Origin of the sequence: Brevibacillus sp. AG, from assembly GCF_028369215.1 — a bacterium.
Lineage (GTDB): Bacteria > Bacillota > Bacilli > Brevibacillales > Brevibacillaceae > Brevibacillus > Brevibacillus porteri.
The window spans coordinates 742,983-754,803 of the sequence record NZ_JAQMYO010000001.1; the positions used below are offsets into that span (position 1 = coordinate 742,983).

The 11,821-nt window shown below is 47.1% G+C and carries 9 protein-coding genes; 3 read left to right on the top strand and 6 right to left on the bottom strand.

Annotated elements, in window-relative coordinates; genetic code table 11:
- Nucleotides 1–3 precede the first annotated feature (3 nt).
- The 4 genes from POF51_RS03155 to POF51_RS03170 form a co-directional block, all read right to left on the bottom strand.
- Entirely contained in the window at nucleotides 4–957 is a 954-nt protein-coding gene (locus POF51_RS03155; RefSeq protein WP_271753793.1) for an ABC transporter ATP-binding protein, read from the bottom strand.
- On the bottom strand, nucleotides 957–1,748 hold the full coding sequence (locus tag POF51_RS03160) for an IclR family transcriptional regulator (protein ID WP_244521678.1): 792 nt from the start codon (nucleotides 1,746–1,748) through the stop codon (nucleotides 957–959). Before POF51_RS03160 ends, POF51_RS03155 begins: the two co-directional genes overlap by 1 nt.
- Before the next feature lie 160 nt (nucleotides 1,749–1,908).
- Nucleotides 1,909–2,793 (bottom strand): YitT family protein, encoded by an 885-nt coding sequence (locus POF51_RS03165; protein WP_271753796.1) that lies wholly within the window; start codon nucleotides 2,791–2,793, stop codon nucleotides 1,909–1,911.
- A gap of 101 nt (nucleotides 2,794–2,894) precedes the next feature.
- Nucleotides 2,895–3,749, bottom strand: a complete 855-nt coding sequence (locus POF51_RS03170) for a DMT family transporter (RefSeq protein WP_069845213.1) — start codon at nucleotides 3,747–3,749, stop codon at nucleotides 2,895–2,897.
- Between the two features lie 238 nt (nucleotides 3,750–3,987).
- On the opposite strand from POF51_RS03170, the gene POF51_RS03175 reads away from it, so the two are divergent.
- The 3 genes from POF51_RS03175 to POF51_RS03185 are packed head-to-tail and all read left to right on the top strand — an operon-like array spanning nucleotide 3,988 to nucleotide 8,592.
- The gene (locus tag POF51_RS03175) at nucleotides 3,988–5,592 is read left to right on the top strand and encodes an SWIM zinc finger family protein (RefSeq protein WP_271753798.1); all 1,605 of its coding nucleotides are present in this window, start codon (nucleotides 3,988–3,990) and stop codon (nucleotides 5,590–5,592) included.
- Nucleotides 5,589–8,447, top strand: a complete 2,859-nt coding sequence (locus POF51_RS03180) for a DEAD/DEAH box helicase (RefSeq protein ID WP_069845215.1) — start codon at nucleotides 5,589–5,591, stop codon at nucleotides 8,445–8,447. Before POF51_RS03175 ends, POF51_RS03180 begins: the two co-directional genes overlap by 4 nt.
- A gap of 7 nt (nucleotides 8,448–8,454) precedes the next feature.
- Nucleotides 8,455–8,592, top strand: a complete 138-nt coding sequence (locus POF51_RS03185) for a hypothetical protein (RefSeq protein WP_167403193.1) — start codon at nucleotides 8,455–8,457, stop codon at nucleotides 8,590–8,592.
- A gap of 27 nt (nucleotides 8,593–8,619) precedes the next feature.
- On the opposite strand, the gene POF51_RS03190 is transcribed toward POF51_RS03185, so the two are convergent.
- Nucleotides 8,620–10,902 carry an EAL domain-containing protein gene (locus POF51_RS03190; protein ID WP_244521679.1) on the bottom strand — a complete coding sequence of 761 codons (2,283 nt, stop codon included), beginning with the start codon at nucleotides 10,900–10,902 and terminating at the stop codon, nucleotides 8,620–8,622.
- A 122-nt stretch (nucleotides 10,903–11,024) separates the two neighbouring features.
- Nucleotides 11,025–11,807 (bottom strand): Fe-S oxidoreductase, encoded by a 783-nt coding sequence (locus POF51_RS03195; protein ID WP_069845217.1) that lies wholly within the window; start codon nucleotides 11,805–11,807, stop codon nucleotides 11,025–11,027.
- Nucleotides 11,808–11,821: the final 14 nt, after the last annotated feature.

An 11,821-nucleotide genomic window follows, 5' to 3' on the forward strand; every position in this document is an offset into this window, starting at 1 on the left:
CTATTACTCATACAGCCAGCATCTGCTTTTTGTACCATCATTCAGATCGAATAACGGTGGAGCTTGTTCGTAGCATTTGTCAAAAGCCTTCTGACATCGTTCAGCAAAACGGCATCCTGCGGGCATCTGACCTGGACTCGGAACGGTCCCGCCAATCGTAAACAAGTACTCCTGCTCTGTGTCCATATCCGGGATCGAGCCCAACAAACCAACCGTGTACGGATGCTTTGGAGTAGCAAATAGCTTTTCTAACTCGGCTTCCTCGACGACTTGCCCTGCATACATGACGACCACCCGATCACACATCTCTGCTACCACACCAAGATCGTGCGTGATCAGCATGATGGTCATCTCGCTCTTCTGCTGTAGCTCTCTCATCAGGTCAAGAATCTGCGCCTGAATGGTCACGTCTAGTGCGGTCGTAGGCTCATCTGCAACCAATAGAGATGGACTACAGGACATCGCCATCGCGATCATCACACGCTGCCTCATCCCACCAGATAGCTGATGCGGATACTCATCAACGATTTCTTCCGCTCTCGGAATTCCGACCAGCTTCAGCATTTGGATCGCATGCTCTTTGGCTTGTTTTTTGTTCATACTTGTATGATTCAAGACGAGCTCCATGATCTGCGCCCCGATTGTATAAACCGGATTAAGCGAGGTCATCGGTTCTTGAAAAATCATCGCGATCTCTTTGCCTCGCACCTTCCTCATCTGATCCTTGGAAAAGGCAACCAGATTTTCACCGTTGTACAGGATCTCTCCTCCGGTGATTCGCGCGGTCCTCGGCAGAAGCCCCATGATGGATAGAGAGGTGACACTTTTCCCACAACCCGACTCCCCTACTACTCCAATCGTCTCACCTTTGTTGATTTGAAAACTAACTCCATCCAAAACGGTAATTTCTCCATTATCGGTTCGGAATCTCGTCTGAAGATTTTTGATTTCCAGCATCAAAGTCCCGCCTTTGCATCTGAATATCCCAGCTTGCTCATGATTTGATTCGCTACTGCTTTTGTCTCCTGTACCAAATACCCCAATCGATCTGGCTGAAAGCGTGATGTAGCTCCAGCCAAGCTCAAGCCAGCTATGACTTGTCCCGTAAAATCTCGAATAGGTACAGCAATGGCTGCGGAATCCGGCTCCAATTCACCGTAGCTGACTGTATAGCCGTTTTCACGTGCATCGTGAATCCATTGCCATAGCAGATCTTTGTCTATATTTGTGTCTGGTGAGATTTTCTTCATATCTACTCGATTCAACAATTCTTCGATCTCATCATCCGGCAGAAATGAGAGTAAAATGCGCGGGCATGCCCCTGCGTACAACGGTGATTTTCTACCTACCTGCGTATATACACGAACATACTGGCGGGTATCGACTTTTTCGATGTAAACCCCTTCGTCTTGATCACGAATAATCAAGTTGACTGCCTCATCCACCGTATCCCGCAGCTGCTGCATATACGGTAGCGCGATTTTCCTGATCTCCAGCCGTTGGGCAACAATGTTCCCAAACTCCAGCAGCTTCAATCCCAATTGGTATTTAGGCGGATTATGAGTGGTCGTTTTGGAGATAAAGCCGCGCATTTCGAGCGTCTGAAGAATTCGAAACACCGTACTCTTCGGCATATCTGACAACTCGACAAGCTCAGCCAGGCTTAATTCACTGTTTTGGATAAAATATTCTAGAAACTCTAGCGTTTTTAATACACTTCGGTTTGCCGTTTTTTCTGTTTTGTCCATTTTCATCACCATCTTATTGTCCCAAAATACGGAACGTTATTTTGTATTTTGGCATGCCACAATATTAAATGAATTCAGTTATTTCCGTCAATACATTTTTACCCCTTAGCAATCAGGTCGTTTCTACCTACTGGCTCAGGGGTAATTTGTAGTTAAGGCTTTAGTGAATATTCTTTTTCTTAAACCGTCCACCAGAAACATCATGAATATGACCGATTGCCAAAAATGCAGAGGAATCAATTTCCTCCACGATGGATTTCAGCTTCGCTTCTTCCAAACGGGTGATGACACAGAAGATGACTTTTTTGATATCTCCGGAGTAGCCACCTTCTCCATTCAAATAGGTGATTCCCCGCCCTAGTCTCGCCGTTAGCGCATCGCCAATTTCGGTTGGGTAATCACTGATGATCCATACTGATCTCGATTGTTCGAGCCCGACCATGGTGATATCGATCATTTTGTAAGCAATGTAGTAAGCAATTAACGAGTACATGGCCCGGTCCCACCCAAAAATGAAGCCGGCACTGCCTAAAATAAAAATGTTAAAAAACATGACCATTTCGCCGACCGAGAACGGACTTTTCCTCGTCATCAGGATCGCAACAATTTCCGTTCCATCCAAGGAGCCTCCCGCGCGAATGACAAGTCCCACACCGATTCCGATGATGATCCCCCCAAAAACGGCAGAGAGAAGCAAATCGTCCGTCAAGCTAGGAACATGATGGAGGTAGCTCGTACCCAATGACATCACGACGACACCGAACAGCGTAGAAATGGCAAATGTCTTGCCAATTTGCTTGTAGCCGATAAGTAAAAAGGGCAGGTTCAGCAGGAATAAAAATAATCCAAGTGGGCCTCCTGTCAGCTTTGAGGCCATAATGGATACACCAGTTACACCACCGTCAATGATGTTGTTTGGAACTAGGAATATTTCCAGTCCGACTGCCACCAACAAAGCTCCAATAATGATTCCGAGAGCTCTCAGTACGATCCTTCTTTTTTTCGTCCGCTTATGAGTGACCGGAGCAACTGCTTTTGCATCCATTTTGATCATCCTTAGCCGTTTTTTTCTTACCACTTCATCTTTCCCTGGTAGCAAAAAAAATAGCCAGCCAGGATTTCTCCCAGCCGACTCTTTCTCATCCGTTAGCCCCAAACAGCAATGGAAATAATACCAATCGTGATCATCAAAGACATGGACAGACGCCATGCGCGTTGTCGCTCCTTTAGCAAGAAGACCCCGAGCAGCGTACCAAAAACCGTACTGACCTCACGAATGGGCGCAATAGCTGCCAGTGGTGCCAATGTCATGGCAAATAAAAACAACAAATACGAACCTGGTGACAAGACGGCACCGAGTACAATCGTTCGCCAGTTTTTTTGCCACTCACGGCGGATGAGTCCCTTTTTCCAAACGAAACCCCCTGCGACAATCAAACAGGCAAAGTTCGTTATTTCCAATAAAGCGAATGGAGATAATTGTTGTACGATTTGCTTGTCGGTTAACGTGTACCCTGTAATGCATAGTCCAACAGCAAATGCGTATCGTAGGGCGAGCGGATTCACTGGTTGAGCCTGACGATCTGTGCCAATCATTCCACTAATGGCGAAGACTCCAATTACGATGCAAATGACACCCAGCCATCCCGGTACAGATAAATACTCTTGAAAGAAAATCGCGCTAAAAAACGGAATGAGAAGCGTCCCCGTCCCCCTCATGATGGGGTATACCTGTGAGATATCCCCGTATGTATACGCCTTTGAAATCAATAAGGTATAGCATCCTTGAAAGAAAAAGGACATAAACAGAAAAAGAACCAAAGACCATGTCAGTTGTACGCGCATCAATTCCCAAATGAGCACAGGCAAGAGGATCACGGTTGTTGGCAATGTAATCAACCAAAGAAACGCCATTTTGTTCTCACTTTTTTTCGTGAACAGGTTCCAAACTGCGTGCGCAAGGCCAGATGATAGTACGAGCAAAATCGAAATCGATAGCATGTGTGCCCCTTCTCTCTCTTGTTGTACAAACACAACTAAAGACAATAAAACACATTGCGTTTAGTTGCTTTTCACTCGACGTGTACAGTATACACCCAGTCCCCGCAAAAATTAAGTATTGTTTCTACTTATCGCCCAAACCATTTTATTGATGCTCTCGAACACACGCATCTTTTTCCATTCTCCGCATTTTGGGTTATAATGGAGGGATGACACTTCGTTCGGAGGATCTGACTACATGTTGCAAAGAGAGTTGACTCGGGAACAAGCGATACAGGTAGGCGAGCAAATCCTAATTGCCGTCGAAGGACACATCATTGAACGGGGCTATACGTACTTTTCAGATGGCGTCGTCTTCAATACACGCGTAGAACAAGGCCAATATTTGACCAGTGATGTTCAAGGCTCCGAGGTGTATCATGCGCGCCTCGATATGGAAACGGTTCAAAACAGTACCTGTACCTGCCCTTATTCACGTATTTGCAAGCATATTGCTGCTACTTTTTTTCAGATGTACAGTGTGTTCGAGAATCCTCGTACATTTTTGACACGCTCCCAACAACCAAGACGAGCTACTTTTTCTCCTCATCTGCTGATTCCTGCATATAAATACAGCCATACCGCTCCTGCTCAGCAGGATACAGCGTCTGTTTCCTCTCCGCTTACTGCGAACAGCTCCGTCAAAGATTGGTGGGCATTTTTTGAGAGCTGGACACGCAACCTGTTTGCGGCCATGGAATCGTATCGAGCTTCCTCTGAGTTATTATCGAGCTATCAAAATGTGCTAAGTGTTGCTGCCTCGTGGCCGAAGGATCGGGCACAACTCTTTGTCATTCATGCCAATCTGTTTCATCTCATGAAGCTTACACAATACGTCAAAACGTACCGTCAATCCTACTGGTTTCTGGATTTGGTTCAGACAGCCGAGCGGCTATTGGATCAATTAGAAGGGACATTGTACTTCGCAGATATCCCAGCTCTCTTGACTCACCATCAGGATGCCATCGTAGATACTCTTCAACTGACAAAACAATTGAAAGAAAACGAAGCCACTTCCCTCTACTGGATATTCGCTTATCAAATGTTATGGTGGATGCTATTGAAGAAGCCAGAGTGGATGCAAGAGGAGATCCATGTGCTGGATCAGCTTATCAACAATGAAGACAGTTCTGCCGCCGAAAAGGAAAAAGGGCTGCTGCTCCGTGCCCACTTTCATGTGATGGAAAAGGAGGACGAAGCTGCTCTACAAATCTGGAAAAGAATGAGCCGTTTGAACCTCTCCTTCTATTTGTCCTATATGAAATCATTCGCTCGCAATGGGGAATGGCAGCGATTTCTCGATTGGACTGCTTCATTGACGTCCTTAATCGGGCAAGCCGAGACACAGCAATACCGACTCGTTATCGCCATTTGGCAGGAAGCGATGCAGCAAGTGGGACGATCAGCCGAGTGCGGCTCCAAGCTGAAGCAGTTCTTACCGAGCAGTTATCACGAATATGCCGCCTATTTATATGAAGAACGACAGTTTCAGCAATGGATTGATTTGCAAATGTCGTTTCAAGTGCCAATGGCAGATATCTCGGTCGTGCAGGTGAAAGAAATTGAGGAAGCCGAGCCGACTCTGCTCTTCCCTTTTTACTTGCGTGAGGTGAACAGACTCATTGCCGAACGTAACCGAACGGCCTACAAAGAAGCGATCAAGCTCATGAAAAAGGTAAGAACGATTTACAACAGAGCAAACCAAGATGCGCGCTGGGAACGATACGTTGAACAATTATCTGCCAAACATAATCGGTTACGTGCTTTTCAAGAAGAGCTAAGGAGAGGAAATTTCAACTTATGAATACCGTCACTACATTTGTTCTAGACGGAGAGCTTTTGGCAGATGGACAATTCTTGATTACTGGCAAAGACACGCAAGGAGCAGTGGTCGATCCAGAAGAATTGGCAGGAACACTGTTTGCGTGGGATGAGTCATCCTATTACGGAACCTTCCTGGACAAAAACGAGCAGGGCGTATTGCTCAGCCCTGCCAAGGCCCTCTCCTTTTTCGTCTCTCCCCAGTGGCTTTTGCATCGGACCTATTCATCCAGCACACCATTTGAACAATTTACGCATGTAGCGGGAATGATCCGTGAGACGCTCGCCCAAGGGTCCATTGCCCCTGATTTTTCTTCCTGGAAAAAAGGACAAATAGGCTGGAAAGTCATGCAAACTCCCGACGATTTCCCGGAGTACGGACACAGGTGGCTTTCGCTCGTCGTGGAGGAATCTGTGCAAGGCACTGGTGAGATTGGACGAAAGTGGGAGCAGCTATTAACGCAATACCCAGCTCTGTACGCCATGGGCGCCGAGCTTTCTCCACATCTTCTGGAACAGGAATGGTTGCAATCGATAGGCTGGCTGCCAGATACGACACCATTTCGCACATGCTTGCAAATCGTCGAAGCCGAGGAGCACCCCAATGACTGGCAACTCCAAGTATATTTGCAGAATCGTGAAGAGCCAGATCAGTTATTTCTCATTGAGCCACACCAGTTGACGGCTGAGGGAGTAGCCACCGCTCGCATCCCTGCGGACTGGCGTGAACACTGGAATCGTTTTCTCACGGACCTAGCCAAATGCAAAGAGATTCTCCCGTGGCAAAAAGACACCCAGAAGAATCAAAGCCGTTTTCTCACCCAACTGACGAACGAGCAAGCATGGATCTTTTTGACGTCAAGCAGTTTGCAGCTGGTGCAAGCCGGTATTCACGTCTTTCTGCCAGCTTGGTGGGAACAAGTACGCCGGGTAAAACCGAAGCTAAAAGCCAAGATTACATCCTCTGTCGGGGCTAGCAGACAGTCCTTCCTGGGTGTCTCCCAGCTTATGGATTTTGAATGGAAGCTCGCCTTGGGACCTGTGGAGCTCAGCGAAGAGGAATTTGAGGAACTCATTAAACAAAAGCAGCGCCTGCTGAAAATTCGTGGGCATTGGGTACAATTGACTCCCGATCTATTCTTGCAGCTACAGGAAGCACTCAAGAAAAACCAAGCGAAAAACGGCATGACCCTGCGTGATGTCATGAGAATGCACCTCGCCCCTACTGTGGAGGTTGAGGAGCTACCCGATGATGAGTTCGATTTCGACACTTCTCTAACGGTTGAAGTTCAGCTAAACCAGCATTTGCGAGAGCTGTTGAATCAATTGCAAGAAACAAAGCGCGTCCCGATCATGGAGCAGCCATCTACTTTTCACGGGACGTTGCGAAATTACCAGCTGGAGGGCAGTTCGTGGTTGTTCTTTTTACGCCGTTTTGGATTGGGAGCTTGTCTGGCCGATGACATGGGATTGGGAAAAACGGTTCAATTTATTACGTATTTGCTTCATGTCAAACAACATGGCCCAGCCAGTACTCCTTCTCTCTTAATCTGCCCGACCTCGGTCATAGGCAACTGGCAAAAAGAGCTGAAGCGCTTCGCCCCCTCTCTTCAAGTAATGATTCACTATGGCAATGATCGCCAAAAGAAGGAGGCGTTTTTGCCAGCGATCAAAGGAGCGGATCTGGTGATTACCTCCTATGCTCTGTCCCATTTGGATGAGCAGGAGCTAGGAATGGTTACATGGGATACGATATGTCTCGACGAGGCGCAAAATATTAAAAACGCTTATACAAAGCAAGCGTCCGCTGTGCGCGATTTGAAAGCATGGCACCGGATTGCTCTCACAGGCACACCAATCGAAAATCGTCTGAGTGAGCTCTGGTCCATTTTTGATTTCTTGAATCCCGGCTACTTGGGAAGTCTCGGGGAATTTACTCAGCGCTTTGTTCACCCCATCGAACGCGACCAAGACCAGCAGCTCATCAATCAAGTGCAACGACTCATTCAGCCTTTCCTGCTCCGTCGTGTGAAAACCGATCCGAACATTCAGCTCGATTTGCCGGACAAGAATGAGAGCAAGGAATATGTACCGCTGACTACCGAGCAAGGCGCACTTTATGAGACAGCGATTCAAGATATGTTTGATCGAATGGAAAAAGCCTCTCCTATGGAGCGGCGCGGTCTGATCCTGACGACACTGACACGTCTCAAACAATTGTGTGACCATCCCGCTCTCATTTTGAAGGAAATCTCAACAACAGATGAAGCCAGTCGCTCACACAAATTGGAAAGGCTGCTGGAATTGGTGGAGGATATTCGCCAAAAGAAAGAGCGTTGCCTGATTTTTACCCAATACATCGAAATGGGCAATTTGCTCCAACGGGTACTGACACGAGAAGGCTATGGACCTGTCTACTTCCTTAATGGGGCCACGAAGAAAGAAAAACGCGATGAGATGATCACTCGATTTCAAGACGCGACACTCCCAGACCATGAACGCGGAGCCATCTTCATTCTTTCCTTGCGTGCGGGCGGAACCGGCTTGAACTTGACGGAAGCCAACCACGTCATTCACGTAGATCGCTGGTGGAATCCTGCCGTAGAAAATCAGGCCACTGACCGTGCTCATCGAATAGGACAGCAGCGCAATGTTCACGTCTACAAATTCATCTCGCTCGGGACGATTGAGGAACGCATTGATGAAATGATGGAGAGAAAGCTATCGTTGAGCCAGCAAATTGTCGGGACGGGCGAAAGCTGGATCACGGAGCTGTCAACGGAGGAGCTGCGGGACTTGTTCACCCTGCGCCATGATTGGCTAGACACGAAAGGATAGGTGGAGAATGGAGCGAGTGCAACAAAACGACAGCAATTCCACTACGCGCCGCCCTACAGAAGAGCCCAAGCTACCCGAGGCATGGCTGCGTTTTTTGGAAGCTGTTCAAGAACAATTTTCCGATAACCAATCAAAGAAAGAATAAGTGCGAAAAACCCAAGGCCTGATCACGTTAAGGATTGAGCCTTGGGTTTGATTTTCTTAGTGGAAAGGAAACCTCCACTGTCGTCCCTTTATTCGGGGTACTCGAAAAATGGATATACCCGTCGTGTGCTTGCATGATTTTATAACAAATCATAAGTCCTAGCCCGGTCCCTTTTTCCTTAGTGCTATAAAAAGGCTCCCCTAATCGTTTTAGCCGTTCTTCCGCCATACCGCAGCCTTGATCAATGATTCTAATCATCACTTGCTCGCTTTCTTTATGCCTAGCCACGATGTGAATCGTCCCGCCATCTTGCATCGACTCAACGGAGTTTGACAGAAGATTCATGAAAAGCTGCTGAATTTGATTCTGATCGCACCAAATCGAGGCCCCTTCCACTTCCTTGACATCCAGCACCAGATGATGTCGCTCTAGCTTTATTTGCACCAATCGTGTAACCTGCCGCAGCAAATTCGCTAGATTTTTAGGTTCGTACGGTTCTGTGCACTCTCTTGATAAAAAGACGTATTCTCGTAGCACACTCTCTAATTGGTGAAATTCAGCCTGCATAATATCAAAATATTCCCGCTTCCATTGATCTCGACGGAGCAATTGTACGAAGCCTTTGATGGAAGTGACCGGGTTTCGTATTTCGTGTGCAACCCCGGCAGCCATTTGCCCAATGACGGATAGCTTGTCTATCTTTTGTAAAAACTCTTCTGTTTGCACGTGCTTCGTGTGATTTCGAATGATAAATATGACTTGGTTCGTCTCATGTTCTTTCTGAATCACCGGGGTGCCTTTTGCCTCCAGCGTGATCTTTTTGCCATTTCTGTCCGGGCAAGTAAATGTAATGAGGCGAGGCTTCTTCTCCACCGTGATCTGACGAATCGTTTGCATAGCAAGCCTGCCCGTTTCCAGTGGCAGTACAGCTAGCAGGTGTCGATTCACTACTTCATCAGGAGCGATCTCCAGAACGGATTGAACGGATGGTGAAATATACGTAATGATCCCCTGACTATTGATGATCACGATAATGTCAGACAAGTTTTCTGCAATCAATCGATATGGCGATTCGCTCACACGTTCTGCTTCTTGTGCTTTTTTCAACTCAGTAATGTCGACACACGAAGCAATTACTTCCTTCACACGACCATCGAAAAAGATCGGACGAAAAGCAGCCAGATAGCGAATCCCGTTGACACTGCCTTCGTAAAACACGTTTTGCTCGCCGCTCCACGCTCGCTCATACGATTCCATTTTGCGTGGAATCTCTTCAACCGGGATCATATTCAGCAAATCTTGTCCAATCACTTGTTCCGGTGTCATTCCCATGCGAAAAAGCATCTCTCCTTCGCACAGCGTATGAATGAACGCATCTCCCTGTTTCCGAAAAGCAAATGTCATTCCTTGTTGCTTGCGAAGAACGTCTCCTCGCTCACGCTGATCCACTTCGTATGTATCAAAAGCTCGGTGTTGTCCACCATTGAGTAGTAGAAATGCACTATTCCTAAACCTTTCCTCACGCTTCAACACACGAGCCAAGTCTTCGGCAGGCATAGGCTCACTAAACCAAAATCCTTGAGCAGAATCACAACCAAGCTGCCAAAGAAAATCCAGTTGCTCTTGCGTCTCTACACCTTCTGCCGTTACTTGCAAGCCCAGACTTCGTGCCATCGCCATGACGGTTTTGATAACAGTCGCCTGCGTGACATCGCTCATGCATTCCTTTACACAGGATTGATCGATTTTTAGCTTGTTCATGGGAAACCGGGATAGATGTTGAATGCTACTATAGCCCTTCCCAAAATCATCCAAGCTGATTCTTACCCCGATCCTTTTTAATTCTGCTAAAATCTCGATGGTACGCTCCCCATCCCTGGTAGAGTCCTCGGTAAATTCCAGCTCCAAATAGTGAGGCTGCAAGTTTGTTTCGTCTAAGATCGTTTGAATGGTGCTACCTAACTGCTCCGATTCCAAGGCATAGGATGACAGATTCACGCATGTCACAAGAGGTGGTAGTCCAGCGTCCTGCCAAGCTTTGTTCTGCTTGCAAGCCGTTCTGATCACCCATTCCTCTACCAAAAGAATCAACCCGCTCTTTTCTGCTAACAAAAATACCCAATCTGGGGGCAGTAGCCCTCTTTGATGATGGTTCCATCTTACCAGAGCTTCTGCTCCGATGATTTTGCCTGTTCTTAGATCGTAGAGTGGTTGATAATACAGGCTAAGCTGTTGATTGACAACCGCTTGATGAAAATCTCGAACGTAGCGATCCAGTTCCTTTTGGTTCATTGTCTGTATACGAACCACGCCTTCCTGGAAATCATTCTGATTTTTCCAACTTTACCCCTGACTCTACTTTATAGGAAGAGGCTAGCACATGTCCATACGTCTACGGTGTATAGAAAAAACCCTCCACAAAGGAGGGTCAGCTACGCGCGAATTCTCATCAGAGCACGCTCTTCTTCTTTTATCCGCGGACAGGTATAGCAATACTTTTGCTCCCCCGTCTTATAGTACAAACAGCATTGATTCTTGATGCGCACTTTCGCTTGGGAATCACGCATATCTTCAATCCAGCGCACACGCACGCGAAATGGATTTTTTTGCAATCCAAAGCTCTCGCCTTCCAGCTGATTACAGAGGACATCGTAATCAGCCTTCACTTGTTGCTTGATGCTATCTTGTTCTACCAACGCCACAAAAGCATCCGTATGGTAATTGAACTTGGTCGGGAACTGTCCCCAGAGCATCGCTTCGGGGTTTCCCGTTACCTTTGCAAGAGTCGTGAGCAAAGGGTGCAGGAAGTCGTGGAAATACGCACGATAGCATTCCTTCAGCCAGATTGCGCGCTCTGCTTCGCTGGAAGGCGCTTCTACGATCTCATACGCCGGGATCACAAAGGCGAATTGCGGATAATCATCCTCGTAAAACAATTCAATCGTCATATTATCCAGCGTCATGGTAAGTGCACGATTCCAGACAGAGATCATATACTGAAGACCGAGAGAAGGGCTCGCGAGCCAACTGCTGATGTAAGTACCAGCAGCAGTCAGCTCATGTGCCTTGATTAGCGGAGCATAGATTTGTACGAGCTCATTCATATGTGTCGGGTCTACCAAATCTCTTGCCTTCATCGAAAATAAGGCATTGGGTCTCGGTTTAGAAGTAAGATCAAACCGTTGTGCTATAAAATCGTCATCCCACTCTTGCATCACGATCTCCCTCT